This window comes from Wenzhouxiangella sp. 15190, from assembly GCF_003417465.1.
GTDB lineage: Bacteria > Pseudomonadota > Gammaproteobacteria > Xanthomonadales > Wenzhouxiangellaceae > Wenzhouxiangella.
In genome coordinates this window covers 163,008-188,501 of record NZ_QVMV01000027.1, presented here as the reverse complement: position 1 = coordinate 188,501, position 25,494 = coordinate 163,008, and the positions used below count along the sequence as shown (strand labels likewise).

Here is a 25,494-nt window from a genome sequence, read left to right as displayed (position 1 = left end):
ATAACAAGTCGCTCAAGTACGTTCCGGCCCTGTCGGGCCTCCACCGGACGCGCTTACGCGCGCCGCTTAGCTAAATCGTTATGCGATCGGCACCGCGTCGATAGGAGTCCTTAGTGCCGCCCAAAGTGCGAGAACTGGTAAAAAGTCTTGAGAGGGCGGGCTTTCGAGACCGCGGGGGAAGGGCAGCCACCGGAATTTCGTCCACCCAAATGTGTCGAAACCCGTGACGATTTCCGGCAAACTCGGCGATGACGCCAAGAAATATCAGATTCGGGCGGTAGAAAAGGCCGTCCAGGAGGCGAACAAATGAAGGAAAGTGCCCTCTACGCCAAGATTGTTGAGTGGTCCGAGGAAGATCAGTGCTTCGTGGGTAGCGCCCCCGGGTTGGTCTATGGAGGTTGCCACGGTCTCGACGAGAAGGAAGTGTTCGACAAGCTCTGTCAGATCGTTGACGAAATCATTCAGCTTTACCACCAAGAAGGGAAGTCGCTCCCACCGCCTACTGCGGGCCGCGATCTTGCAAATTCCTTGCAGCAAATCGCATAACAAGTCGCTCAAGTACGTTCCGGCCCTGTCGGGCCTCCACCGGACGCGCCAGAGGCGCGCCGCTTAGCTAATCGTTAGCTCGCTACTCTGCCTTGATAGTGGTGTGGAAGCGGCGATAATCCTTTCGATTTATTTAAGCTAACCATCACTAGAGTGGCATCTGAATGAGGCAACAATTGATACATCGCCGATTGACCTTAGTGCTCCAGTTAATACTAGCTGTTGGGGTTGTGGCTGCTGTCTGGGAACAGCAGTGGCTTGCCGCTGTGATCACGAGTGGAATCATTTTAGTAACACTCGTCCCACTATTTCTGTCAAGGCGATTTAGCGTTTTTATCCCTCCTGAGTTTGTGCTTCTCGCAATTACCTTCGTTTTTGCGTCGGTATTTCTTGGTGAAGTTCATGGGTACTACGTCCGTTTCTGGTGGTGGGATCTGGTTCTTCATACTGGGTCTGGGTTTTTGCTTGGGATTATTGGATTTCTATTGGTATACATACTAAACGAAACAGAAGATATTGACGTGAGTATGCAACCCGGCTTCATTGCCTTTTTTGCCTTCTTGTTCGCAGTAGGCATAGGCGTCTTCTGGGAGATTTTCGAGTTCAGTATGGATAGCTACTTCGGTATGAATATGCAAAAGGAGATGCTAGGTGATCCTTCTGGTTTGACTGACACAATGTGGGATCTTATTGTCGATGCTGCGGGAGCCTTGATAATAGCAGTGCTTGGGTATGGCTATATCAAAACGGCTAACAACGAATCCTTTCTCGAACGTTGGATTGACTCATTCATCAAGACTAATCCACAGTTCTTCGGTCGACACCGATAGATTTATTAAAGTAGACACTAAGTCAATCTCGAGAGCTAACCAGGCTAACTCAGCCGACGCATACAACCGCCCGGCTGATTCCCGGCGTTATACGGCGCGAATCCCACGCAACTCGGAGTTCCATGAATGACTGACGACAGGACGCTGCGTACTTCCAGAACTCTGCCTTTTTCCCCAGAAGAAATTTACGGGGCATTTGCTTCGCCTGAATTGTTGGCCGCATGGTGGGGGCCTGAGGGTTTTTCAAATACCTTCGAAATTCATGAGTTCACGGAAGGGGGGGCGCTGGAAGTTCGTTATGCACGCCCCAGACGGAACCGACTACCAGAACGAGAGCAGGTTCGAAGCACTTGAACCCAATTCGAAAATAGTCATTCAACATGACTGCCCGCCAAATTTTCGACTCACAGTTGAACTCACTGCTAAAGGTCGTGGAACGCACGTAACCTGGACTCAGGTGTTCGACGATGCTCAAACTGCGCAGGTAGTCAAAGAAAGGGCAGGCCCGGCAAATGAGCAAAATCTTGATCGGCTCACACGCGTGCTTGAGCAGGTAAGAAGTGCCGTATAACCAGGCGCTGCACAGGACAAGAGATTTCGCTGCGCTCAATTTTTGCCTGTGAGCTCGGTGTTAGCTTTCAGTGTGACTCCAGAGCAATCCGGAGCAAATCCCTCGAAGTTCATCGATGAAGCCCGGCGCTATCTGCACCGTGCCCAGGCTCAATCCTCAGCATACATCTATACGGGAAATATCAAGGCCGCAGAAAGCCAGTCGTATGAGGAACTAATTCGAATGAACTGTACTTTCTTGCGAAGCGAAGTGCCCCATATCAGACCTGATCTAGTGGTAGATGCCAACCAACGAGAACGCGTAACTCAAAAGCTTAAGGATGCTGTGAGACTGGTTGAACGTCTAGAGAAGCGTGATTTGTGCCGGCTACCTTAGCCCCTTTCAGGCTCTTTTATAACAAGTCGCCAAAGTACGTTCCGTCCCTATCGGGACTCTACCGGATGCGCTTACGCGTGCCGCTTAGCTAAATCGTTAGGCGGCCTAGAATACGTAAATGAATCCGACGCCTACTTCGGCTTCATAGTTGTTGCGTGCGATTGGGCTATCCTCAATGTCGCTACTATAACGCTCATAGAGCGCCTCGCCGAAAATCTGCCAATTCTCGTTGATGTAATTACGATAATTGTAATTGACCCCAATCGAGCGGAATCCGCCGCTCAGGTCGGTCTCATTCAGTCCCGATGCAGCTGACTGCAATGCGGTGACTCCGAAATCTCTATTGGCACGCTCGCTATCGTGAAAAACTGCAACGATAGCAAGTTCAGAACCGGTTCCGTCATTCTGGTTGCCGAAGCGGCGCCCGGCCCCGAAAAGACCAAGGTTTCCGTTCTCGCCGGTTACGACTCGACCATCCAGCCAATAACGCCAATTGGCATCGAAAGCGCGACGGGCTTGCAGCACAAGTTCAAGACCCTCATCTGAATCGCCGAGTCCATCCAATCGACCGTCATCGGAATCACTTTCTTCACGACCTTCATCGAAGGCCAGGGCGGCGTCGAAAAGCCACGTATCAGCACGAAGGCCACGCCACCCAAGCGCCTCACCGGCCCAGTAGAAAACGTCATCACCCCTGCGCCATTGTGCTGCACCAGCAGGCTGGACTTCGAAGCCGAATTCATCCGATCCTTCGTAGGCAGATTCGTATTCAACACCCAGGCCCAGCCCGAAACCCCAGCCATCATCACCCCTCGTAAAGTCGTCGACCGAGGGTAAGGGCACCAAAGCTGTTTTTCCGTCCTGTGCTAATGCTGTTTGAAAGAGGAGCGCAAATATGAACACTGCCAACAGCAAACCTGTAAACGTTTTCATTTAAATTACGTACCAAGTTATGTTGGTATATAAGATCTCTCCGAGTATGTGAATTCTGCGTGAACCTTCTGTGGATAGATCAGATACGGTCACTTCACGTTTGAAGATTTGGTTCTAACTGATTTTCGACCTCTAATCTTAAAATATGAAAGTCCATTCTGAACAGATTGCGGTCTACTGGTATAAATTGAATAATATGGCCTAACAATCGCATGCAGTCGGACCAAATCACTCGCTACGCTCTTGGTTGAGCCGCTGACGCTGAGTATTATGCAATTTCCCCCGAGAACAGGTCACGGGCATGAACCAGCAGTGCTTTTTTGAGGATCAACTGGAGGAGAAAGCATGGAAAGCGCCGATGAAATAATCGAAAACCCAGTTACCGGCGAGAAGATATTCTTTCATCAAACTGGCACAGAGGCTCAATGTGAAAAACTGAAGTTCGAGATGCACATGGAGCCTGGGGGTTTGTCACCGTAGAACATGTGCATCCTTACCAGGCAGAACACTTCTCTGTGCAGCAAAGAGAACAGCATGCTCGTGGAAACTGTTTTGATGTTGCTCGCCCTTGCGGTGTCGGTCGATGAACTGCAACCCTGCGCTGACTCGGACTCCCCCCGTCAATAGGTTATCGCTCCCGGCACCGGAGACTTTTCAGAATCCTGGAATCCGGGGCCCGGCGAACTGGATGCATTGGCATTCTCCAACGGCGTACGGTTGGGTGTGGAGGTTACGCCAGTCGACGAGAACTTCCATCGTGCCCGGATTGGCAAAAGGGATACCTACATGGAAAAGGGTTCGAATCTCGCTCTATGAGCTTTGAAAAGATCCGCCGGAATTACTTTCCACCACCTATGGAGGTGCCGATTAGATCCAGGGCTTCAGTGCCTCAGGCGGCGCCAACAGGATCGAGCAACTGGGGGAAGAGAGATTACGGTTGCACTTGATCAAGCCCAATTCCATCAGAGCGACCGAGCTTGCCGACACGGATGACCGACGTTGCCAGATGGCCGCCATTTTTCGGCCATCTCCCCGCCCTGAAACCCGGTTAATGTACTCGCTCCCCAAAGCGGAGTACGCACCATGGCCGGGCATCCCGAAGACACCCCGCCAGACACCGGACTTCCCTGGCGCGCGATTGGCTGGTCCGCCGCTATCTTGCGTTGGGCCTGGTTGTCCTGGGCGTCATGTTGATGATCATGAAGATCATTGCCGACAGCGAGCCCGGCGCGATTCCGCTGCTTCTGATCCTGGTGGGCTCTGCCGGGTATCTCCTTGCGCGGAAGGGTCAATCGTCGCAAGATTAGCCTCATCAGTTAATGGAGCGGCCGTCCACATGTCCGGGGTCATCAATCTCAAGGAAAAACTCGAGCGATTCTCCGAGCACTGGTCGCCACGGGTCGTTGCCGAAATGGACGACTACCAGTTCAAGCTGGCCAAGTTCGAGGGAAAATTCGTCTGGCACCGCCACGACGACACCGACGAGGTCTTTCTGGTGCTGGCTGGCTCCATGGGTATCGAACTGCATGACGGCACGGTCGAACTGGACGAGGGCGAGATGTACGTGGTTCCCAGGGGCGTGGCGCATCGGCCTTTCGCCGACGAAGAGTGCCACGTGCTGCTCGTGGAGCCACGGGGTGTGGTCAACACCGGTGACGCCGACAGCGAGCTTGAGGCCGAAAACGATGTCTGGGTCTGACCCAGCGGTGACAGGCTAATATGACGTCCAGTGACGAGCGCCGATCGACTGGAACGGCGCCGCACATCAGACGGGCCGTTGTTGGCGATGCCGGAGCCATCAGTCAACTTCTGACCGAACTGACCCGACGATACGTTCTGCCGGATCTATCGGAGGCCGGCGGGCGATTCTTTCTGGCCGAACTGGCGCCCGAGAGAATGCTCGAACGCTTCGAGTCGGGTTTCGAGTTCCATGTCGCGGAAACCGATCGAGCGCTGGCCGGCGTCGTCGCAATGAGCACACCGACGCACGTTTACTATCTGTTTGTGGACACACCCTTTCAGCGAAGAGGCCTGGCCCGCCAGCTACTGTTCGAGGCGACGAATCCGTGGCGAGAATCTCCGGCGCCGGCGCCGCTTACCGTCAATGCATCGCGGTATGCGACCGAGGCCTATCGCAAGATGGGTTTCGGGGCAACGGCGGGGCAGCAGGAAAAGCACGGCGTGGCTTACTATCCCATGCAGATTCCAGGCCCCGAGGACTTCGTGTTCAAACCCGTTCGGTTCGCAGTGCACAACGCTGGTACTGATCGATGACCGAGACCGCCCTCTGGATCGTTGTAGCCGCGGCGTTCTTTACCGCGGTGATGACCGGCGTGGGTGCCCTGCCTTTCCTGTTCGTCAGAAAGGTGTCCGATCGGACCATGGGCTGGTCGAATGCCGCCGCAGCCGGATTGATGCTGGCCGCCAGCCACAGCCTGATCGCCGAGGGTGTTTCGATCGATGTGGTACTGACGCTGGGCGGTGTGCTGGCCGGGCTCGTCGCCATCGTCCTCGCCGACCGCTGGCTGTCGAGCCGGGGCGATGTCGAAGTGGCGCAACTGGTGGGCGCGAACGCCACGAAAGCGCTGCTGATCCTCGGCATCATGACGGCCCATTCCTTTGCCGAGGGCATCGGCGTGGGAGTGGCCTTTGCCGGCACCGAAGGCCTGGGCACCTACATCACCCTGGCGATCGCCTTCCACAACGTGCCCGAAGGCCTGGCCATCGCCCTGGTACTGGTCCCGCGTGGAACGCCGGTATGGAAAGCGGCGCTGTGGGCGATCTTCACCAGCCTGCCGCAGCCGCTGATGGCCGCTCCCGCCTATATCTTCGTCGAGACCTTCCGGCCGTTCCTGCCGGTTGGGCTGGGGCTGGCGGCCGGGGCGATGATCTGGATGCTCTTCTCGGAACTGTTTCCCGACGCACTCGAAAAGGTGGATTCCGGTTCGGCCGCCACCGCCGTGACTGTGGCCTTTGCGGTGATGATGGCTTTCCAGATGCTGGTACTGGCACACTGACCCGGCATTGCCGGGTCGCCGAGCGCTTTTGATCGAGGCGGCTCCCCGCCAATGCATTGGCGGCAAATCCCTCACCATTCCGTATCTCTCCATAACCGGCATCCGCGATCGCCATGTTGATGATCGACTACAACAAGCTCAGCTGGTGGTACTGGCTCGCCACCGCTTGCCTCCTGACCGCAGGTGTTTTGGGTTATCTGCCTGGATTCCCTCTTGCCATCGCGCTCACGGTCATCCAGCTGATCCATTACCTGCTGCGGGAGAAAAACCTCGCCGCCTTCCCCATCCAGGTCAGGGCCTGGTACCTGGCCTTGCTGCTCGTCGCGTTCCCCGAACCCCTGCAACTCTTGTATTGGCTGCCAACCATCGGTACCTGGGCCCTGGTGCTTGTCGGATACTGCGGCATGGCGCGATTTGTGTCCCTGTTGCCCTGGAATCGGCGCCAACCCCTGTCCACGACACTGCTAAGGAAGACCTTTCTGTCGCGCCCCGTGCGTGGCAGCATTCAGGAAGCCTTCCCACACGCCAGCCAGTCGCAGGACATGCAATCCTGACCGAGCAGCCAATCGGATTTCAGTCCATCAGAAAGTACATCGTGTACCCGACGATCAGTGCCGGAATGCCGGTATACAGCGTGGCCACGATGGCGGCTTTCGGCGCCAGGGCGATGGCCGGGAACAGCGCGTCGCCGTCGTTGCTGATGGCATTGGCGAACAGCGCGGACATCGGGATGGCGCCGGTGAGGTAGAGCGTGGTAACGATGATCTGCGGGCCGCAGCCGGGGAGGAAGCCGACCAGCGCGGCGATCAGCGGTGTCAGCGGCGCCCACACGGCAAACCACGAGTTGAGGTCGGCGCCGGAAAAATGCACACCGAGTTCGAACAGCAAGAAGGCGGCGATGACCCAGACGGTGACGAAGTTGGTGTCGTTGATCACACGCGAGGTCGGCGTCGGTTGGGGCGTGGCCAGGTCGTTGGGGTTGGCGGCGGTGTACTGGTGGCCGGGGTCGGAGGACAGGTGTGCCGCCCACATCATCAGGGCCAGTACCCCGCCGGCGAAGCCCAGCAAGGTGACCGGCTGGTAGACGGCCAGCGCTCCGAACCAGGTGTTGGGGTCGATCTGCATGGCGATGGGGACGGCGAATACAACGCCCGGCAACATCAGCAATACCCAGATGGGATGAAGGGCCTTGATCGACGCCGGACGGTGGCGGCCGGCCGTGGCGCGCCGCTCGGCCTCTTCGGGTGAAATCAGCGATTGCTGGCGCATGAAATCGCGGCCGTGAATGGCTTCGAGTAGATAGCCGCTGAGGCTGCCGACTGCCATGCCCATGCCGAACACGATCAACCCGGTCGTCGGTTCGCGTGCCAGCAGCAGGAAGGCGGCGTCGCCCATGGTTGCGGTGAGCACAGCAATCAGCGCGCCGAAGCCGACGTGACCGTTGACGTACTGGGTTACCACCACGATGGCGCCGCCGCAGCCGGGCAATGCCCCCAGGAAGGCGGCAATGGGCACCTGGCTGCGTGGGTGGCCGGTCAGGAATGCGGCCGTGTCGAAATTGAAAAGGCGCTCGGCGCCGTAGATCAGCGCCAGGGTGAACGCGACGAATACGCTGACCTGCAGGTAGGCCTCGCTGATGGTCGCGACCATGATCTGTCCGGCCTCCGGAAACAGCAGGCCGAGCGCCAGCAGGCCGAACGGGATCAGGATTCGCCAGGACAGCGTCCGTCGGCTCCAGAGCTGGAGATCGGCGAGTCCCCGTTTTGCGGCCATGATCAACGCGGTCACGGAATCGGTCCCGTCCAAATCACTTTAGTTTAATCGTTCAGGATCAAAAATGGGGCAACCGTAGTGCCGATGCAATTGTCCGTGGCCGGGAATGGCGGGGTCATCGGAACTCGGAATGGCTGTCCCTTAAAAATGGGCAAGGTGGTAAATCGGCGCCCTCCTGAGCCACCGGATCTTTTTCGAACGCATGTTGCAGGGAACGATGGCGTGAGTCTAGAAATCCCGAATTGATACCTGGCTGCTCCTGGACACGAAGTACCGACTGGACGATAAGGAGCTGCGAATCAGTAGCGGGCCATTTCGGTGGCGCGTCCTGCTGTCCACCATTCAGTCGGCCGAGCCCAGCGCCAATCCGATCGCCAGCCCCGCCCTTTTGCTCGATCGGCTCCGCATCGATTACGGTGCCGGGCAGACCGTCTATATCTCACCGCGTGACCGGGAAGGCTTCGCACAGGAGTTCGAGCGGCTGCGCACCGACGCCGGCCAGCGCGCATGAGTACCCGGGCTTGCCGGTGTATCTCGATTCCGCCCGTATGAATAGGGAACTGCCTGCAGCAAACGGAGATCTGCAATGCCTCACTGGCTGTATCTGTCGATCGCGATCGTCGCCGAAGTGATCGGCACCTCGTTCCTGAAAAGTGCGGAAGGGTTCACACGACTGGTCCCCTCGGTTGTGGTTATCGTGGCCTACGTCGTCGCGTTTTTCTTTCTCGGCCTGGCGCTCAAGACGCTGCCGGTCGGCATTGCATACGCCATCTGGGCCGGTGCAGGCGTGGCACTGATCGCGCTGGTCGGCTACGCAGCCTTCGACCAGCCCCTGGATACCCCGGCCATCGTTGGAATCGTGCTGATCGTGATCGGTGTGGCGGTCATCAATCTCTTTTCGAAGACCCTGGCCAACGGGTAAAGCGTCGGGCCGTGAGTTAGACTGGTCATTCAAGTTTGAACTGGCGGAACAGCCGCCACGCCATTTTTGACCCGTCTTAAACCATGAGCGGATGCTGCGATCACGATGATTCGATGGCGCTGCTGCAGCAGCGCCAGCGCGGCACTTTGCGTGCGGTCTTTGTCATCAACGCGGTGATGTTTCTCGTCATCGTGGCCGCGGCGCTCGTGGCTCGTTCGAGCGCCATGTTGGCCGATAGCCTGGACAATCTCGGCGATGCCTTCACCTACGCGATCAGCCTCTATGCCGTGGCGCGCGGGCGGCGCACCAAGGCGCGCGTGGCCCTGCTCAAGGGCGGCTTCATCCTGCTCGCAGCCGGCGTCGTGGCCGGTCAGATCGTCTATCGTCTTTTCGTGCCGACAACCCCGGTCTTCGAGTTGATGGGACTTTTCAGCCTGATCGCATTGGCGGCCAACGGCACCTGCCTGTACCTGCTGTGGCGCCACCGCGCCGACGATGTGAACATGAGTTCGGTCTGGGAGTGCTCTCGAAACGATATCGTGGCCAACCTGTCCGTATTCCTCGCCGCCGGTGCCGTGTGGCTGACCGGCACCGGCTGGCCGGACATCGTGGTGGCCTCCCTGCTGGTTTTGTATCTCCTGCGTTCCGCCCTTCGGGTGATCGGCAACGCGCGTGACGAACTGGTGGCGCCCGCCTGAGCCAGCGACGCCCCCACAGCCTGTTCAGAACCACAATAATCAACCGGAGCCCGATGATGAAAGGAACCTGCCTGCTGACGATCGTCACACTGTTCGCCACTCCCGCCCTGGCCGGGCAGCTCGCGCTGGTCGGTGCGACCGTCCATGACGGGACGGGCGGCCCGGCGCTGGAGGATGCCGTCATACTCATCGAGGACGAGCGAATCACCTGTGTTGGTTCCCGGGTCGATTGCGTGACGAACGGCCAGGTGGAAGTCATCGAACTGGCCGGGCGACACATCACCCCCGGATTGGTCGACGGCCACGTGCATTACGCGCAGACCGGCTGGCTGGATGGCCGGCCCGACAGCGGGATCGGAACCGATCACTACGACTACGAGACGTTGCAGCGATCCCTGCGCGATGATCCCGGCCGCTGGCATCGCGCGTACCTGTGTTCGGGTATCACGGCCGTCTACGACGTCGGCGGGCTGCCCTGGACGCTAGACGTCGGACGGTCGAATGAAGACGCCTCGCAGCGGCCGCACTACAAGGCCGCCGGCCCGCTGATCACCCACTACGAGCCGGTCTTCGGCGTGATGAGCGCGATGGGGACGGACACGTTCCTGCCGATGGATTCCGACGAGGCCGCCAGGGAGAGCGTGGAACAGCTGGTCGAGATAGGGGCGCAGGCGATCAAGGTCTGGTATCTGGATCCGCCAGCCAATCAGCGCGAGGCGATGGACGAGCGTGTCGGCTTGATCGGAGACGCCGCCCGCGAGGCCGGCCTGCCGCTGATCGTGCACGCGACCGAGCTGCGAAATGCCAAGGCCGCCCTGCGTGCCGGTGCGCAGATGCTGGTACACAGCGTCGAAGATCAGCTCGTAGATGAGGAGTTCATCCAGCTCCTGCAAGAAGCCGAGGCCTTTTATGCGCCCACCCTGATCGTCGGTGCGAACTGGGGTCGTGCGATGAGCAGCGTGAGGGTGGGGGTCGAACCACCGCCCATCGATGATCCCAATGGTTGCGTGGATTCCGAAACCAAGCGGGTGATTGCCGAGGCCGGCCAGCTCGGGTCGGCCGGCCAGCTGACAGGGGCGATCCTGGAGAGGGTGTTTTCGGGTTTTCTCGATGAAGGGGCTGGCCGGGCCATCGCCGGATTGAATCTGATCCGGGTGCACGAGGCCGGTGTTCCCGTGGTGACCAGTACCGATGCCGGCAACCCGCTGACCCTGCACGGACCGTCCATCTATGCCGAGATGGAGGCCATGGAATCGGCCGGCATTCCGCCTTCGGAAATCCTTGTCATGTCCACGCGCAACGGTGCGGCCGCAATGGGTGGCCTGGACGACTTCGGGACGCTGGCGGCCGGCAAACTGGCCGACCTGATCGTACTCGAAGATAATCCCAGTCAATCAGCCGGCGCTTACCGGAGCATCACGCACGTGATGCGTGCCGGGGAGCTGGTGCCTATTACGACCTACGCCGCAGAATGATTGGTGTAGTGCTCGAGCCGGTGACGTCTTGATGCGCCCGGTGCCTGGCTCAAGCTAGGGCGGGTGGGCAGCCGGACGCTCAACGCCACCCGTTATGCTGCGCTGGGCGCGGCACTGATCGCCATGAGTTACGGCCTGGCGCGTTTCGCGTTTGGCCTTTACGTGCCCTCGATTCGCGCCGACCTCGGTTTGTCACCCGAGATCATCGGTCGCGTCGGCGCCGTGCCCTACCTGAGTTTTTGTTTCGCCAGTGTTTTTGCCGCCGGCGTCGTGGACCGGCTCGGGGCCAGGGGCGCAGCCTTGACGTCCTGCCTTTTCGGGGTGCTCGGCCTGCTGGTCATCAGCCAGTCTCAAAACGCCTGGATGCTTGCCGGCGGCGTGTTTGCCTGCGGCATCTGCACCGGCCTGATGATGCCGGCGTTGTCGGGCGGCATGCGGGCGGCAGTTCGCCCTGCCGTTCACGGTCGCGTCGGCGCGATCATGAATGCCGGGACCAGCCTGGGCGTGGTCGTGTCGGTGCCGACCGCCTTGTGGCTGGCGAGCCAGTGGCGCGGCAGCTACGTCGGATTCGCCCTGGTGGCGGTTTTCTGTGCGCTCCTGGCCTGGTGGTTCGTGCCGAGTTCGGCGGGCATGGAATATGCCGGCGAAAACAGTACCGGTTCGCTCTCGACCGGGCGCAAGGCGCTGCGCCGGCTTGCGCTGTTCTCTTTCGGCATGGGTCTGACCAGTTCGGCCTACTGGGTCTTTGCCCCCGATCTGATCCAGTCCGTCGGCGAGCTGCCCAAAAGCAGCAGCGCCTGGCTGTGGCTGGCTCTGGGTCTGGCCGGCCTGGCCGGTGGTGCGGCCAGCGATCTGGCCGACCGGATCGGCATCGCCCTGACCCAGGGGCTGGCGCTCGCCGCCATGAGCGCGTCCCTGCTCACCGTCGCCCTGTGGCCCGGCTCCCTGAGCATCGTGTTGGCCTCGGCGGCCCTGTTCGGGGCCGTCTACATGATGCTGACTGGTATTCATCTGGTCACGGGCGTGCGCTTGCTGCGCCACCATCCGTCGCTGGGCCCGGTCATTCCCTTTTTGGCCATCGCACTTGGCCAGGCGGCCGGTTCGCCGCTGGTCGGCATCCTGGAGACACGTCTGGGTTACGTGGATGCTTTTTGCGTCATCGCGGCGATCGGCGTGGTGCTGGCGCTGTCGTCGCGCTGGTTCCCGACGACCTGTCCCGAGGACAACGCTGAATGAAGTGGTCGCCCGAGGTTTGCGGGGGTTCAGGGCGTAATCCGAAGCGCGTATAGCTGCTCGTAGAGCGGTCGGCAGGTATCGGCGACGGCCTTCGCGCGGCCTTCGAGTTGCGGCGGGTCATCCGGCGGCGGACCGAAGCCGGTCGATTCCCATACCTTCTGGTACCAGTGCGGCGCCCAGACACCGTCTGTGTCGCGCGGCCCCCTGGGCCAGCTGAGCATCTCGGGACGGAATTCGATCTCGAGCCGTCGGCACAGCGCGCGCAGGTGGCCTTCCGGGTCGCCCAGGAACTCGCCGCTGTCGATCACCGGCGGTTCCTGCCCCACTCGGCCGAGGACGAAGTCGTAGATGGCCTGCTGCTGCGGCACGCCGATGTCCCGGGGAGATACGGTGTCGCGTTTTCCCAGGTAGGAAGCCACCACATGGCGCGGGTCGCGGATCAGGAAGACATGGGTCAGCTTCGACAGCCAGTCGGCTTCCATCATCTCCGGCAGGATGTGGTGGGTCATGTGTTTCTGGTACCAGACGGCGGCGCCGTCGGGCGCCGGGCCGGTCAGGGTCTCGACCACCGAGCGCCAGTCGGCGACCATCGCCTCGATGACTGTTTCGCGCATCGGGTGCGGCTCACCGCTCATCCTGAGCCAGGCGCCGTAGAGCGGCTCGTCGCTGACGCTGCAGTCGGGGCGGTTTTCGAAGGCGCGCATCATCGCCGTGGAGATGTTGCGCGGCCCCGACCACATGGCGATGCGCAGCGCCTCAGGCACCGACTTCACGCTCGAGCAACTCGGCGTAGAGTTGTTGCAGACGCTGCGAGACCGGACCGCGCTGGCCCGCACCGATCGTGCGGCCGTCGACCTCGCCAACGGGCCGCAGGCCAGCAAGCGTGCCGGTTGTGAATGCCTCTTCGGCGGCGTAGACGTCGGTCAGGCTGAAGGTCTTTTCCACACAGGGGATGCCGTGTGCCCGGCACAGCGACAGGACGTGGCCGCGCGTGATGCCGCCCAGGCAGTAGCGTCCGTCGGAGGTCATCACCGTGCCGTCGCGCACGATGAAGAAATGCGTGGAGTTGCAGGTGGCAACGAAGCCGTCGGGGTCGAGCATCAGCGCCTCGTCGGCGCCGGCCACGCTGGCCTGGATGCAGGCCATGATGCAGTTGAGCTTGCTGTGGCTGTTCAGGCGCGGGTCCTGGACGTCCGGCGCGCCGCGGCGGACGTGCACGGTGAACAGTCGCTGGGGCCTGGTCAGGATCTCGTCGGTGACCGGGTGGTGGCCGGGGATGATCACCAGGGTCGGGCCGCCGTGAACCAGTCGCGGATCCTGGTAGGGTTCGCGCCGCACGCCGCGGGTGAGCATGATGCGCAGATGGGCGTCATCGACCAGTTCGTTGCTTTCGATGACGGTCGCGACGGCCTCGCGCAATTCCAGCTCGTCCGGTACGCCGGCGAGCATCAGCACCTTGGCGCCTTCCTTCAAACGATCGAGGTGGGCGCCCAGAAAGGCCGGCTTCCCGCCGACCACTCGCACACCCTCCCAGACGCCGTCACCAAGCACGAAGCCGGAGTCGAACACCGAAACCCGGGCTTCGTTTTCCGGCACCAGTTGACCGTTGATCCAGATTTGCATGGACTCATTCACTTTGCGTCGGTGACGCCGGGAGTCTAGCAGACGTCGATTGCCCGTCCTTCAATTGGGAACTGGTGGTCGCAAGGATGGCGCGCGTTATTATTGGGGCTGCGCCAGCGACGGGATACCGACCATGAAACGCAAGCAACGACTCCGGCTGATCATTGCTGGCGCCTTTCTTGCCAGCCTCGTGTTCTTCTACGGCTTCAACGACGGCACGGCGTTTTGGTTCTGGATCTGGCCGCTTACGTTGGCGGTGGTTATCTATAATTTTCTCCTGTGGGGTGAGCGCTGTCCGGCCTGCAAGCGCGAGTTTGCGCTGGAAGCGCTCGAGAGCGATACATTTCGAACCACCTGGCAATGCCGCTACTGCGATCATCGCCTGCGACGTTTCAACATGCGCCCCAATCCGTGATCATGAGCTGGCGTGAGGCGTTGCTTTATGCGCTGAGTTTTCTCGCGGGCGTTTTCGGCCTGCTGCTGGTTGGTATGTATGCCTGGTCGGCCTGGTCGGTGATGGGTGAGCCGGACCAATCCGTCCTCTTCTGGCACGCGTCCTTTCTGATGTTCGGCTTGTTCCTGCTGGCCGCTGCGGTAACCTTCGGTGTGCTTGGCTGGATCATGCGGCGCGAAAGTCGCGCGCGCAGCGGACGGAAGGAATGAATGGAAAAAGATCATGTTCATTGACTCGGAAATCACGACCTTTGCGATCGGCTGGCTGCTTGCCGGCGTGTTCGTGAGTACGACCGCGATGGCCGGGAACCCGGTCGAATGGCGCGAGATCGTCGAGCAGCCCCAGCCCGAACCACAACTGCGCGAACGCTATGGTGATGCCGAATCGCAGTTCGGCGATCTGTATCTGCCCGATGGCGACGGTCCGTTCCCGGTCGTCGTGCTGATTCACGGGGGTTGCTGGCGGGTGGAATACGGCCTGGACCACGTCGCGCCCCTGGCCGATGATCTGCGTGAGGCCGGCGTAGCGGTGTGGTCGCTCGAGTATCGTCGCCTGGGCGAGCCCGGGGGTGGCTGGCCGGGTACGTTCGACGACATCGTCGCCGGGTTCGAACGACTCGATCGGCTCGCGCGGCATCATCCGCTGAACCTCGATCATGTTGTGTTGCTCGGACATTCGGCCGGTGGCCACCTGGCGCTGTGGCTGGCCGCTCGCGACCAATTGCCTTCCGATCACCAATGGCATGCCCGATTGCCGTCAGGCTTGAGGGGCGTGGTGACCCTGGCGGCCATCAGCGACCTGGGGCGATACGCCGAAGGCGACGGCGCCTGCAATCACTCCGCAGCCCAATTGCTCGGCGAGGACGAATCGCGCCGCCAGGATCGGCTGGTACTGGCCAGCCCGGATCACCTGTTGCCGCCGGGGGTGCCGGTTCACCTGGCCCACGGTCGCGAGGATGCCATCGTGCCCACGAATCAGAGCGTCGTACATGCCGCCCGCATCCGCGCGGCCGGCGGTGAAGCGATACGGCATATCATGGAGGGGGCCGGGCACTTCGACCCGATCGCGCCCTTCGCGCAGGCCTGGACCGAGTCGCGATCGGTGGTTCTGTCCCTGCTCGAGATCGAACACGCTCAGGAGTGATTACAGAATGGAAGAAACGCTCGTGGGCGACCGATTGATCCGGACGGTTGCTGCCGTGATCGCCGACGAGCGTGGTCGTGTCCTGCTGGTTCGAAAGTGCGCTTCGGCGTTCTTCATCCAGCCCGGCGGCAAGCGCGAGTCGGGCGAGGATTCCCTGACCACGCTGGCGCGCGAACTGCGCGAGGAAATCGGCGTCAATTTCGATCCGGCGCGAGCCGTTCTCCTGGGTGAGTTCGAGGCGCAAGCGGTACACGAGCCCGGCCGGCGTGTTCGCGCCGAAGCGTTCGTGGTGGCCATCGAGGGCGAGCCTCGGGCTGCCGCCGAGATCGAGGAACTGGCCTGGGTCGATCCGGATGATCCCGGGAACCTGAACGTCGCGCCGTTGAGCCGGCGGCACATACTGCCGGCCTTTCTGGGCAGAAGGGAAACCGATGCTGTCTAGCGTGGAAGCAAAACTCCCGCCCTTGCTGGTGGTCGCGCTTGTCGCCGCAGCCATGTGGGGTACTGCCCGGGCGACCGTGAGCTTCGAGTCCGCATTCTGGCTGCGATTGGGTCTGGCCGGGCTGCTGTTGGTCGCCGCTGTCGTTCTGGTCGTGGCCGGTCTGCTTGAGTTCCGTCGGGCGAATACCACGGTCAACCCGATGGCGCCCGAGGAATCCAGTACCGTGGTTCGAAGCGGCGTCTATCACTACAGCCGCAATCCGATGTATCTCGGGTTCCTTGTTGCGCTGATCGGCTGGGCTGTCTGGCTGGCCGCCCCCTGGGCCTTGCTCGGCCCGGCTCTCTACGTCGTCTGGATGACGCGCTTCCAGATCATTCCCGAAGAGCGGGCCCTGGCCGAGCAATTCGGAGCGGACTACCTGGACTATTGCCGGCGCACGAGACGTTGGGTTTAAGGTGATGGCAAACGGAGCGAATGCAGACATGAAACTTCTCGGGCTTCTCGGCGGCATGAGCTGGACGTCGACGATCAGTTACTACCGTCGGCTCAACCAGCTCGTGACAGAGCGTCTGGGCGGACTCCACTCCGCCCGACTGCTGCTCTACAGCGTGGACTTCGAAACCGTCGAGCGCCTGCAGCATGCCGGGCGCTGGGACGAGGCGGGTGAATTGCTGGCTGATGCCGCGCGGCGGCTGGTCGCCGGTGGTGCCGAAGGCATCGTGTTGTGTACCAACACCATGCACAAGGTGGCCGAGTCGATCGAATCCGCGGTCGAGGTACCCCTGTTGCATATTGCCGACCCCACGGGCGAGGCGATCAAGGCGGCGGGCTGTTGCCGCGTGGGTCTGTTGGGGACGCGCTTTACCATGGAACAGCCTTTCTACCGACAGCGCCTCGCCGAGCGCTTCGGGCTGGAGGTCCTGGTGCCCGGGGAGGCCGATCGGGAGATGGTCCATCGCGTGATCTTCGATGAACTCTGCGCCGAGCGCATCGAGTCCGACTCCCGCCGCGCCTATCAGCGCGTCATCGCCGACCTAGCCGAACAGGGCGCCGAAGCCGTCATCCTGGGTTGCACGGAAATCGCCTTGCTGATCGGTGAGGATGATGTCGCCTTGCCCGTGTTCGATACGACTGAACTGCATGTTCGAGCGGCGGTCGACTTCGCGCTCGGCGAGCATGAACCACCGCAAACGTGAGCTGGTACCGGCTCGAGCTGGGCGATGCACTTCTCGCCGAAGCCGAGCTGGATGACATTCGACGCCGCTGCAAGCGTGTGTTCGAGCGTTCCGGCGCCCCGCCGGGCTGGGCCGTTTACCTGGTCCACGTTTCCGGGAATCTTCACTGCAAGGCAGAACTCTTTTTCTCACCGGCTGCCGCGGAACTGGCCCGTCGAATGGGGGCGCAGTGCTGCGGCATGCCGCCGAAGGGGATGCGTCTACTGGCAGGCGAAGAGGCCGGCTTGTTTGACTAGAATGACCCCATGATCTCACTCATTCGGAGCATTAACTGATGCATAAATGCCTGGCCGCTTGTTTCCTGCTGCTTTTCGGTACCAGCGTGATCGCCGAGTCTCCTTACGCCGACGAGCAAGGTCGGCAGATCAAGGCATTGTCCGCGGAGCGCATCGCGGGCCTGAAGGCCGGTCACGGCCTGGGCTACGCCAAGGCGGCCGAACTCAACGGCTATCCGGGGCCGAAGCATGTCCTGGAACTGGCCGATGACCTCGACCTCGACGCCGACCAGATTCGCCGCACCGAGGCGCTGCATGAGACCATGCGCGAGCGCGCCGGTGCGCTCGGCCGGGATCTCATTGCGGTGGAGACCGAACTGGAAGAGACCTTCGCTGGAGCGTCGATGTCTCGCCAACGCTTGGTCGAACTGGTCTCCCGGAGTGCGCGCATCGAGGGACAGATTCGCCTGATCCACCTGCAGGCTCACCTGGAGCAGCTCGAACTGCTCGATGACGAACAGGTCGCCGAGTACATGCGGCTGCGCGGCTATGGGGAGAAAGCGAGCGGCCATCGTCATCAGCACCGGCACTGATTCATACGGCGACACGGCTATTCAATGACCTGGTCCGCTGTCAAATACCGCGTCGCGAATGCCCCCTGGACGCTGATCATTTCGCTGGCGGTCATGTCCGGCTTCGTGATCCTGGGCGTGCACATGCCCGAACAGCTTGCCTCGGGTGCCGCGAGCGTGCTGGAGTTCACCACCTCGCACTTCGGCTGGCTGTACCTGTTCGCCACCACCGGCTTCCTGATCTTCTGTATCGGGGTGGGCTTCAGCGCCTACGGATCGATCCGCCTGGGCGCCGATGGCGAGGCGCCGGAGTTTCCCTATCCCACCTGGCTGGGCATGATCTTCTCGGCCGGCATGGGCGTCGGCTTGGTCTTCTGGGGTGTGGCCGAGCCCATGAGCCACTTCGTCGAGTCGCCGCTGGGCATGGCCGAGCCGCGCAGCGCCGAGGCGGCAGGACTGGCCATGCAGTACTCGTTCTTCCACTGGGGTTTTCACCAGTGGGCCAATTTCGGCGTCGTTGGCCTGGCCATCGCCTATGCCCGGTTCCGCCTGGGCCGGCCGGGGATGATCAGCGAGACTTTCCGCGCCAGTCTGGGCGAGCGGGTCGACGGCCCGGTTGGCTACGGCATCAACACGCTGGCGGTACTGTCGACGGTGTTCGGCGTGGCGACCACACTGGGCCTGGGGGTCATCCAGATCAACAGTGGCCTGGACACGGTGGCCGGCATCGACTTCGGGCTGGATAACCAGCTGGCCATCCTGGCCGGCATTGCGGTGATCTTCCTGCTGGCCTCGTTGACGCCACTGGAGGCGGGCATTCGCTGGGTCAGCGATGCCAACATGCTGCTCGCCGCCGTGGTGCTGGTGTTCGTGTTCTTCGCCGGGCCTACGGATTTCATCACCGCGGTGCTGACCAATGCGCTCGGCGACTACTTCGCCAACCTGATCGGTATGAGCCTGGTGATGGAGCCTTACACCGGTGACGACTGGGTCGAGCGCTGGACGATCTTCTACTGGGCCTGGGGTCTTTCGTGGGCGCCGTTCGTGGGCAGTTTCATTGCCCGAATCTCGCGGGGGCGGACGGTGCGTGAGTTCGTGCTCGGCGTCATCGGCGTGCCTGTCCTGCTGAGCATGGTCTGGTTCGCCACCTTCGGCGGTTCGGCCCTGCACTTCGAACTGTTCGAAGACGCCGGCCTGGGGGATGCGGTGACCACCGAAGTGAGCTCGGCGCTTTTCCGGATGCTGGAGCTTTTGCCGGCCGCCGGCGTGCTCGGGCCGGCCGTACTGCTGCTCATCGTGCTGTTCGTAATCACTTCGGCCAATTCGGCGACTTTCGTGCTGGGCATGTTCACCAGCCGAGGGCGGCTCAACCCGGGCCGATCGGTACGCCTGATCTGGGGCGTGGCAACGGTGCTGGTCACCGGCACGTTGCTGATCAGCGGCGGCCTGGGTGCGCTGCAGACCATCTCGATCATCGCCGCCTTTCCATTCATGGTTCTGATGATCTTCATGGCCACCTCCCTGCTACGCGCCTTCCGCGACGAGCAGCGACAGAAGGAGTTGCACGAGGCGCTTTTGCGCGAACGCATTCAGCGCCTGCTCGAGGAGCATGATGTCGAACGCGAAAACATCGACCCGGAGGCCGGTGATGTGCGCGATGAAGATGGTCAGGGGCGCTGAAAAGCGCTGGATCTGACGTCAGCTGAGCAGGTTTACGCTCCAGCCGGTCCGGGGAATCGTCGCTCGGGGGTCGACGCGGCCCTACCGGCAGCCCTATAGGCGTTGGCACTCCCCCAAAGCATTTCCGTCGACCCGGCCGGTTGCCCGATCGCCTTCAATCTCGAACTGCAGGTCGACCTGTTCGAAGCGCCCCGGACCCTGGCGCTTGAGCACGTGGATGAATTCACCCATGTGCAGGGCCATGTGCTCCGGGCCGATACGGGTTTCGATCGTGCCAGTCTCGCATGTGAAGCGCTCGATGCGGTAGTCGGGCGTGTCTTCGGCGTCGAGGTAGGGCAGGAAGGTGGCCAGTCGACCTTCGTTTTCGGCCGGCTCCAGATCGAGCAGGTGGGCCATCAGCGGATAAACGCTGACGCTGCGAACGGTTGGCGCGCGACTCCCGGGCGTGAAATCAGGTCCTCTCGCGACGAAAACGCCGTGCATCTCGGCCAGCGCCGGATCCCAGCCGTGCATGCCCTTGGGCGGATTCGGATTGGCCATGTAGGGCTTGCTGGAAATCAGCCAGCCCGGATCGGCTTCGACCAGCACGTCGGGCACGCGGTAGTGGCTGCCGAAGTGATAGCGCTCCGGGATGTCCTTGCGTTGCCAGGCACTCAGGTGATCGGCGTCCTCGAGGGCGGCGACGATCTCGTCGGCACTCATTTCCCCGGCCCAGAGCTGCGCGGCCGGACCCCAGTCGGAGACACGGACCTTCGACAGATCCAGGTGCTCGTCCAGCGCCACGGTTCGCTCGCGACTGACCTCCGACATGCCATGGTCGGATACGAGAATGATGTTGATTGCGTCGAGTTGACCCCTGGCTTCCAGTTCCGAGAACAAGCGACCCAGTTCGTCGTCGATCCGGGCTGCGGCGTCGAGGGTGGCCGTCGAGGCGGGCCCGTCGCTGTGGCCGCGCGAGTCGACCCGACTGAAGTAGAGGGTGAGGAAGTCCGGACGCTCTTCTTCGGGCATTGCCAGCCACTCCAGCACCTGGTCGATGCGCTCGGCGTGCGGCACTCGGCCGTCGTAGGCTCGGTAATGCGTTGGGCGGGTGCGCTGGATCATGGCCTCCGAGCCGGGCCAGAAAAAGGTGGCTGCGGTCAGCCCCTGTTGCTCGGCGGTTACCCAGATCGGCTCGCCGCCCTGGTACCAGAAACCGTCATTGACCGCCTCGCGGTCGCCGAGTGAAAAACTGGCCTCGCGTTTCGGATCCCACATATTGTTTGCCACCACGCCGTGCGTGCCCGGATGGCGGCCGGTCACCAGGGTGTAGTGCGTGGCGAAAGTCTTGGTGGGGAAGGCCTGGTGCAGACTGTCGGCGTAGAAACCCTCGCGAATCATGCGGTCGATCGCCGGGCTGTCGAACCGCTCGATGTAGTCGTGGCGGAAACCATCGATCGAAATCAGCAACAGCGGTGCGGGCTTGTCGCCCGCGGGACCTGCAGGGTCCGCCTGGCAGCCCGACAGGAGCGCGGCGAAAATCAGTACGGCGGGCAGGTAAAAAGCGGTGAAGAAACGATCGAGCATCGATAACAAAGCCGTGAAGAGACACTCGAAGTCTAATCGTTCGTCGGCCTCGAATTGTTGAATTTTGGGTGATCGTGACCGAATCCGGGACGAAAAACCGTTCTTCTGGGCACTCGGAAAAACAGGAAGAGCGAAAAATGCAGAAATTTCTTGTTGGCTGCCTGATCGTTGTCGTCGTACTGGTCGGTGTCGGAGGCACGGCCGGCTATTTCTTCTTTATCAAGCCGGCCTGGGAGTTTGCCGGGGGCGTGCAAGAGTTCGTGCAGGAGTATGCCGAGCTCAACGAGCAGGTCGAGCGTCAGGACGGGTTTTCACCGCCCGAGGACGGTAGCATTACCAACGAGCAGTTCCAGCGCTTCCTCGTTGCCCAGCGCGACATGCGCCAGGCCATGGAGGGCGAGCTCGGTGATCTCGAGCAACGTTTCGAATCGATGCAGGAGCAAATCGACGAAGAGCAGCGTGATGCCAACATCGGCGAACTGTTTACCGCCTACCAGGGTCTCGGCGAACTGCTGATCGAGGCCAAGCGCGTCCAGGTCGAAGCGCTCAACCGCTATAACTTTTCGCTGCAGGAATATCTCTACGTGCGCAACCAGATCTATCGCGCCCTGGGACAGGAAGTCGCCGTGGCCTCGTTCGGCGACCAGGCACCGCAGATGCGCGACTACCAGGTCCCCGACGAAGTGGTCGAAATGGTCTCGTCGCACCGAGAGGAGTTGATGGAGGGGTACGCGTTTGCCTGGTTTGGAATTTAGAGTCTCCGGTCAAGGAAGCCATTAATCCCTCGTCTTTGGGCGACGGAGGAGTTTTGAAATTTTCAAATTCCAAGCACCAATTTACAAACAAATCTCAATGACCGAATTCTCCAATGACCGAAACGAGCCGGGGCGCTTCGAATGCCTGAGGCCACGTTTTGAACATTCGGTGATTGAAACATTGGTTCTTGTTTGAGAATTGGTGCTTGGTACTTGGACATTATTCAGCCGGTCGGCTTGATCGCGACGACCTCCAGGATTTCGCTCTGGGCGCGGGTGCCCTCGCTGGTGTCGACGCGGTCGCCGGTCCACAACGCCATCAGGTCGGCCTGGAGGGCGGATTGTGCGTCGGCATCGAGCGCGGCGAATGCCTGTTTGAGGGGTCCGAAGTGTTCCCGGTAGAAGCCGACGACTTCCTCCGGTGCTTCGGCATGCACCAGTTCGTAGGGCAGGCGCGTCATCCACAATTCGGCCACCTGCGCGCCCAGGCGCTGCTCGACGGTTGCTTCGTCGCCCCATAGCAAGGGCGAAGGCATGTCGGGCGGGGGAACATGCCGGCCGACGGTCCGGAAGAAGTCGCCTACGAAACTCTCGGGCGTCCAGTTGCCCAGCACGATGCGGCCCCCGGGCCGGGTGACGCGCAGCAGTTCGGCAGTGACCCGCTCGGGCCTCGGGGCGAACATGGCGCCGATCAAGCTGATGGTGAGGTCGAAGCCCTCGTCCTCGTAGGGCAGGTCTTCCGCGTCACCCACGTCGAATTGTGCCTCCAGGCCGGCCGAAGCCGCCCGCGCCCGAGCCTGCTCGATCCAGACCGGTGCGAGGTCGACGCCGGTGACTTTGGCGCCGGACGCGGCGGCCAGCAGAGCCACCTGGCCGCTGCCGCAGGCCACATCCAGGACACGCTCGCCGGGATTGAGGTCGAGTCGCCGGAAGAATCTCCGGGCACCCTCTTCGAGGCCTTCGGCGACCTTGCCGTAGTCGCCCGCCGTCCAGGTGGCGTGCAGTCGCTCCTTGAGTTCCCGAAAGTCCGGTTCGCCGTTATCCATGGTCGATCCTCCGCTTCAGGTTTCCTCCCATGAAACAACCGCAGGCGTGCATGCGCAAGTACTGAATCTGTAGCGCCGATTGCGGACTGCCCGGCGCCGGGCAGTCGGGCCGCGGGAATCTGATAAGCTTTCTCATGACTTCGCTCCCGGAGGAGCCAGAAGATGCTGCGCAAGATCATTCTCCTTGTCTTCATCCTCATCGCCCTGCTGATCGTGGCGGTCGTGACCGCCGCCTTGTTGATCGATCCGGACGATTATCGCGAGCAACTGGCCGCTCGGGCCAGCGAGCAACTCGGCCGCGAAGTCAGGCTGGAAGGCCCGATGGAACTGACGTTCTTCCCCTGGCTGGCGCTCGATATACGGGACGTGACCGTCGACAATCAATCCGAGTTCGAGCAGGCTCCGTCCCTGGCGAGTATCGAGCGTGCCTCGGCGTCCGTGCGTGTTCTGCCGCTGCTGCGCGGCGAAATCGAGATCGGAACCGTGACCATCGGGCAGGCCGACCTCAACGTGGTGACCGGCCGTGACGGATCGAGCAATCTGGACGGCCTGTTCGCCGGTTCGGAAACGGCGCCCGATTCCAATGAGCCGACGGATCTTTCGCAGATCCGTACCGGCGGGGTGCAGTTCCGCAACGTGGTGTTGAACCTGATCGACCTCGCAGCCGACTCCCGCACGGAGCTGCATCTCGACAGCCTCTCTCTCGATTCCTTCGCGGCCGGAGCGGATTTGCCACTTTCGCTCGATGGCCGCCTGGTCGAGGGCGGCGAGGCCGTGGTGACCCTGGCGCTTGACGGAACCGTGCGTGTGGCGGCGGATCTCGCGCAAGTGGCCCTTTCGGACTGGTCGCTGCGCTATACCCTCCTTGCAGCGGGTGCCGAAGGCGAAGCGGAGGGCAGCCTGGTGGTCGAGCCCTTGGCCGATCCGCTTCGTATCGAGCTGACATCCTTCGCCAATCGCGTCGAAATGGGCGAGCTGAACGCTGAGTTATCGGCCGAGCAGGCCATTACGGCCACCATCGGAGAAGTTGTGCGCGCCAGCCTGCCGGCGGCCCGCCTGACACTGAATGGCCAAGCCCTGAACCTCGACGGTGAAGCCACTGTCGGCGAGCGCATCGGCGGCCGATTGAACGTCACGGGTGAACGGCTGGATCTGACCACCCTCGTTCCCGAAGGCGGTCAGGGCAGCGGCGATGCCGGGGATGACGCCGACGGCGGGCCCGCCCAGGACTTCAGCGCGCTCGACATGTTCGACCTGGACTTCTCACTGGAGCTCGGTGAACTGGTGATGGCCGAGGGCGCACGCCTTACGGATGTCACGGCCCGCAGCCGCCTCAGCGGCGGTGAATTGACGCTTGATCCGCTATCGGCCCGGCTTTTCGGTGGACAGTTCGAGGGCAGCGCGCGGGTGGACTTTACTCAGCAGCCTCCCGAGGTCGTGCTTAGCCCCAACCTGTCGGGAGTTCGGGTTGCCGAGCTGGCTTCGTTGTTCACCAGCCAGTCGCCGGTTGACGGCCAGGGCGAGTTCACCATGGATGTGCGCTTCAGCGGCTTCAGTCCAGAGCAGATGCTGGCCTCGCTCGCCGGCAACGGCAATTTCGCCATTGCCGATGGCGTTCTTCAGGGCGTGGACCTGCGGGCCCTTATCGAGCAGGAATTGACCACCGACAATCTGGGGAACATCGCCCGGACTTTCGGTGGCGAGACCCGCTTCCGAACGCTCGACGGGGGTCTGACGATCGAAGACGGCGTCGTCGAGCTGCCCGACCTGAACCTGGCCGCGGCCGGCTATGCGGCGACCGGCCAGGGTCGCATCGACCTGGGTGCCAACCGGGTCGACTATGTGCTGGCGCTGGATCTGGGCGAGGAACTCACGCAGCAGCTTCCCCGTGCCCTTCGTCGTGCCACCAACGGCCGGATCCCGCTGGGCATTTCCGGTGAACTGACCGCACCAACGGTCAGCGTCGACCTGGCCGCGCTGGCCGAGGGCGCCGTGCGCGAGGAGCTCGGCCGACGCCTGCTCGAGGCGCTGGATGACGACGACGAAGGTGAATCGGAAGAAGAGTCAGCCGAAACGCAGGAAGAAGGCGAGCCGGCTCAGGAGGGCGCCGAACCTGACGAGGGCGAGCGCCGCCGGGAAGCCGGCCGCAACCTCCTGCGCGGCCTGCTCGAAAAGCAGGAAAAAGACGAAGAACCCGAGGAAGACCCCGAGGTCGACGAGTCACAAGAAGAAACTGAAAGCGACCCACCTCCGGCAGGAGGAGTTTAAGAAGCCTGTTAACGACCATCGGTCGATTGGTCGAAGCACCAAATCACAAGCACTAATTTTCAAACAAATCCCAATGAACGAAATCCCAATGACCTAAACGGTGACGGCGGCCGCATTAT

General features: G+C 61.6%; 30 protein-coding genes and 1 pseudogene. 25 read left to right on the top strand and 6 right to left on the bottom strand.

The annotated features are described in order from the left end of the window. The first annotated feature begins 211 nt into the window (after nucleotides 1–211). From DZK26_RS14735 to DZK26_RS14730, 4 genes and pseudogenes are all read left to right on the top strand, one after another. Complete coding sequence (locus DZK26_RS14735) at nucleotides 212–310, top strand: hypothetical protein (protein WP_220337159.1); 99 nt, start codon at nucleotides 212–214, stop codon at nucleotides 308–310. Beyond that, complete coding sequence (locus DZK26_RS07110) at nucleotides 307–546, top strand: hypothetical protein (protein ID WP_116898354.1); 240 nt, start codon at nucleotides 307–309, stop codon at nucleotides 544–546. The genes DZK26_RS14735 and DZK26_RS07110 overlap by 4 nt, the downstream gene beginning before the upstream one ends. Nucleotides 547–710: 164 nt before the next feature. After that, complete coding sequence (locus DZK26_RS07105) at nucleotides 711–1,376, top strand: hypothetical protein (RefSeq protein WP_116898353.1); 666 nt, start codon at nucleotides 711–713, stop codon at nucleotides 1,374–1,376. A gap of 126 nt (nucleotides 1,377–1,502) precedes the next feature. Further along, nucleotides 1,503–1,947: pseudogene (locus DZK26_RS14730) on the top strand (SRPBCC domain-containing protein). A gap of 480 nt (nucleotides 1,948–2,427) precedes the next feature. Here the strand turns inward: DZK26_RS14730 and DZK26_RS07090 are convergent. After that, nucleotides 2,428–3,255: a MipA/OmpV family protein gene (locus tag DZK26_RS07090; protein WP_116898350.1), complete on the bottom strand. Its 828-nt coding sequence runs from the start codon at nucleotides 3,253–3,255 to the stop codon at nucleotides 2,428–2,430. 345 nt (nucleotides 3,256–3,600) lie between these two features. On the opposite strand from DZK26_RS07090, the gene DZK26_RS14555 reads away from it, so the two are divergent. The 5 genes from DZK26_RS14555 to DZK26_RS07070 all read left to right on the top strand — a co-directional run bounded on the left by DZK26_RS14555 (nucleotide 3,601) and on the right by DZK26_RS07070 (nucleotide 6,826). Continuing rightward, complete coding sequence (locus DZK26_RS14555) at nucleotides 3,601–3,735, top strand: hypothetical protein (RefSeq protein ID WP_258870867.1); 135 nt, start codon at nucleotides 3,601–3,603, stop codon at nucleotides 3,733–3,735. Between the two features lie 856 nt (nucleotides 3,736–4,591). Further along, on the top strand, nucleotides 4,592–4,954 hold the full coding sequence (locus DZK26_RS07085; protein WP_116898349.1) for a cupin domain-containing protein: 363 nt from the start codon (nucleotides 4,592–4,594) through the stop codon (nucleotides 4,952–4,954). Nucleotides 4,955–4,974: 20 nt separating this feature from the next. Beyond that, complete coding sequence (locus DZK26_RS07080; protein WP_116898348.1) at nucleotides 4,975–5,529, top strand: GNAT family N-acetyltransferase; 555 nt, start codon at nucleotides 4,975–4,977, stop codon at nucleotides 5,527–5,529. Next, nucleotides 5,526–6,272 (top strand): ZIP family metal transporter, encoded by a 747-nt coding sequence (locus tag DZK26_RS07075; protein WP_116898347.1) that lies wholly within the window; start codon nucleotides 5,526–5,528, stop codon nucleotides 6,270–6,272. The genes DZK26_RS07080 and DZK26_RS07075 overlap by 4 nt, the downstream gene beginning before the upstream one ends. 113 nt (nucleotides 6,273–6,385) lie before the next feature. Further along, entirely contained in the window at nucleotides 6,386–6,826 is a 441-nt protein-coding gene (locus DZK26_RS07070; protein WP_116898346.1) for a hypothetical protein, read from the top strand. 19 nt (nucleotides 6,827–6,845) lie between these two features. On the opposite strand, the gene DZK26_RS07065 is transcribed toward DZK26_RS07070, so the two are convergent. After that, complete coding sequence (locus tag DZK26_RS07065) at nucleotides 6,846–8,060, bottom strand: putative manganese transporter (protein ID WP_220337155.1); 1,215 nt, start codon at nucleotides 8,058–8,060, stop codon at nucleotides 6,846–6,848. 226 nt (nucleotides 8,061–8,286) lie between these two features. Between DZK26_RS07065 and DZK26_RS07060 the strand changes: the two genes are divergently transcribed. From DZK26_RS07060 to DZK26_RS07040, 5 genes are all read left to right on the top strand, one after another. Further along, complete coding sequence (locus tag DZK26_RS07060; RefSeq protein WP_116898345.1) at nucleotides 8,287–8,556, top strand: PH domain-containing protein; 270 nt, start codon at nucleotides 8,287–8,289, stop codon at nucleotides 8,554–8,556. A 75-nt stretch (nucleotides 8,557–8,631) separates the two neighbouring features. Continuing rightward, a complete protein-coding gene (locus tag DZK26_RS07055; RefSeq protein ID WP_116898344.1) occupies nucleotides 8,632–8,967 on the top strand; it encodes a multidrug efflux SMR transporter in 336 nt (111 codons plus the stop codon). An 83-nt stretch (nucleotides 8,968–9,050) separates the two neighbouring features. Continuing rightward, nucleotides 9,051–9,665 carry a cation transporter gene (locus DZK26_RS07050; RefSeq protein WP_116898343.1) on the top strand — a complete coding sequence of 205 codons (615 nt, stop codon included), beginning with the start codon at nucleotides 9,051–9,053 and terminating at the stop codon, nucleotides 9,663–9,665. Between the two features lie 56 nt (nucleotides 9,666–9,721). Next, nucleotides 9,722–11,140, top strand: coding sequence for an amidohydrolase family protein (locus DZK26_RS07045; protein WP_181918392.1), 1,419 nt, complete (start codon nucleotides 9,722–9,724; stop codon nucleotides 11,138–11,140). A gap of 63 nt (nucleotides 11,141–11,203) precedes the next feature. Beyond that, nucleotides 11,204–12,376: an MFS transporter gene (locus DZK26_RS07040; protein ID WP_116898341.1), complete on the top strand. Its 1,173-nt coding sequence runs from the start codon at nucleotides 11,204–11,206 to the stop codon at nucleotides 12,374–12,376. A 26-nt stretch (nucleotides 12,377–12,402) separates the two neighbouring features. Here the strand turns inward: DZK26_RS07040 and DZK26_RS07035 are convergent, their stop codons facing one another. Then, on the bottom strand, nucleotides 12,403–13,149 hold the full coding sequence (locus DZK26_RS07035) for a hypothetical protein (RefSeq protein ID WP_220337153.1): 747 nt from the start codon (nucleotides 13,147–13,149) through the stop codon (nucleotides 12,403–12,405). After that, nucleotides 13,133–13,999 carry an aminotransferase class IV gene (locus DZK26_RS07030; protein WP_116898340.1) on the bottom strand — a complete coding sequence of 289 codons (867 nt, stop codon included), beginning with the start codon at nucleotides 13,997–13,999 and terminating at the stop codon, nucleotides 13,133–13,135. The genes DZK26_RS07035 and DZK26_RS07030 overlap by 17 nt, the downstream gene beginning before the upstream one ends. 133 nt (nucleotides 14,000–14,132) lie before the next feature. Here DZK26_RS07030 and DZK26_RS07025 point away from each other — a divergent pair, with 133 nt between their 5' ends. The 9 genes from DZK26_RS07025 to DZK26_RS06985 are packed head-to-tail and all read left to right on the top strand — an operon-like array spanning nucleotide 14,133 to nucleotide 19,740. Further along, nucleotides 14,133–14,414 (top strand): hypothetical protein, encoded by a 282-nt coding sequence (locus DZK26_RS07025; RefSeq protein WP_116898339.1) that lies wholly within the window; start codon nucleotides 14,133–14,135, stop codon nucleotides 14,412–14,414. 2 nt (nucleotides 14,415–14,416) lie between these two features. Beyond that, entirely contained in the window at nucleotides 14,417–14,662 is a 246-nt protein-coding gene (locus tag DZK26_RS07020) for a hypothetical protein (RefSeq protein WP_116898338.1), read from the top strand. 13 nt (nucleotides 14,663–14,675) lie between these two features. After that, nucleotides 14,676–15,596, top strand: a complete 921-nt coding sequence (locus DZK26_RS07015) for an alpha/beta hydrolase (RefSeq protein WP_116898337.1) — start codon at nucleotides 14,676–14,678, stop codon at nucleotides 15,594–15,596. A gap of 7 nt (nucleotides 15,597–15,603) precedes the next feature. Beyond that, nucleotides 15,604–16,038 carry an NUDIX domain-containing protein gene (locus tag DZK26_RS07010; RefSeq protein ID WP_116898336.1) on the top strand — a complete coding sequence of 145 codons (435 nt, stop codon included), beginning with the start codon at nucleotides 15,604–15,606 and terminating at the stop codon, nucleotides 16,036–16,038. Between the two features lies 1 nt (nucleotide 16,039). Next, complete coding sequence (locus tag DZK26_RS07005) at nucleotides 16,040–16,492, top strand: isoprenylcysteine carboxylmethyltransferase family protein (protein WP_258870864.1); 453 nt, start codon at nucleotides 16,040–16,042, stop codon at nucleotides 16,490–16,492. A gap of 28 nt (nucleotides 16,493–16,520) precedes the next feature. Next, nucleotides 16,521–17,234: an aspartate/glutamate racemase family protein gene (locus DZK26_RS07000; protein WP_116898334.1), complete on the top strand. Its 714-nt coding sequence runs from the start codon at nucleotides 16,521–16,523 to the stop codon at nucleotides 17,232–17,234. After that, complete coding sequence (locus tag DZK26_RS06995; RefSeq protein WP_116898333.1) at nucleotides 17,231–17,509, top strand: hypothetical protein; 279 nt, start codon at nucleotides 17,231–17,233, stop codon at nucleotides 17,507–17,509. The genes DZK26_RS07000 and DZK26_RS06995 overlap by 4 nt, the downstream gene beginning before the upstream one ends. Nucleotides 17,510–17,547: 38 nt before the next feature. After that, the gene (locus DZK26_RS06990) at nucleotides 17,548–18,081 is read left to right on the top strand and encodes a hypothetical protein (RefSeq protein WP_116898332.1); all 534 of its coding nucleotides are present in this window, start codon (nucleotides 17,548–17,550) and stop codon (nucleotides 18,079–18,081) included. Nucleotides 18,082–18,105: 24 nt separating this feature from the next. Then, nucleotides 18,106–19,740, top strand: a complete 1,635-nt coding sequence (locus DZK26_RS06985; protein WP_116898331.1) for a BCCT family transporter — start codon at nucleotides 18,106–18,108, stop codon at nucleotides 19,738–19,740. Between the two features lie 93 nt (nucleotides 19,741–19,833). Here DZK26_RS06985 and DZK26_RS06980 read toward each other — a convergent pair whose 3' ends face one another. Beyond that, nucleotides 19,834–21,306 (bottom strand): ectonucleotide pyrophosphatase/phosphodiesterase, encoded by a 1,473-nt coding sequence (locus DZK26_RS06980; RefSeq protein WP_116898330.1) that lies wholly within the window; start codon nucleotides 21,304–21,306, stop codon nucleotides 19,834–19,836. Between the two features lie 137 nt (nucleotides 21,307–21,443). Between DZK26_RS06980 and DZK26_RS06975 the strand changes: the two genes are divergently transcribed. After that, complete coding sequence (locus tag DZK26_RS06975) at nucleotides 21,444–22,061, top strand: hypothetical protein (protein WP_116898329.1); 618 nt, start codon at nucleotides 21,444–21,446, stop codon at nucleotides 22,059–22,061. 224 nt (nucleotides 22,062–22,285) lie between these two features. On the opposite strand, the gene DZK26_RS06970 is transcribed toward DZK26_RS06975, so the two are convergent. After that, nucleotides 22,286–23,107, bottom strand: coding sequence for a class I SAM-dependent methyltransferase (locus DZK26_RS06970; RefSeq protein WP_116898328.1), 822 nt, complete (start codon nucleotides 23,105–23,107; stop codon nucleotides 22,286–22,288). A gap of 162 nt (nucleotides 23,108–23,269) precedes the next feature. On the opposite strand from DZK26_RS06970, the gene DZK26_RS06965 reads away from it, so the two are divergent. After that, nucleotides 23,270–25,375 (top strand): AsmA family protein, encoded by a 2,106-nt coding sequence (locus DZK26_RS06965; protein ID WP_116898327.1) that lies wholly within the window; start codon nucleotides 23,270–23,272, stop codon nucleotides 25,373–25,375. The last annotated feature ends 119 nt before the right edge of the window (nucleotides 25,376–25,494 follow it).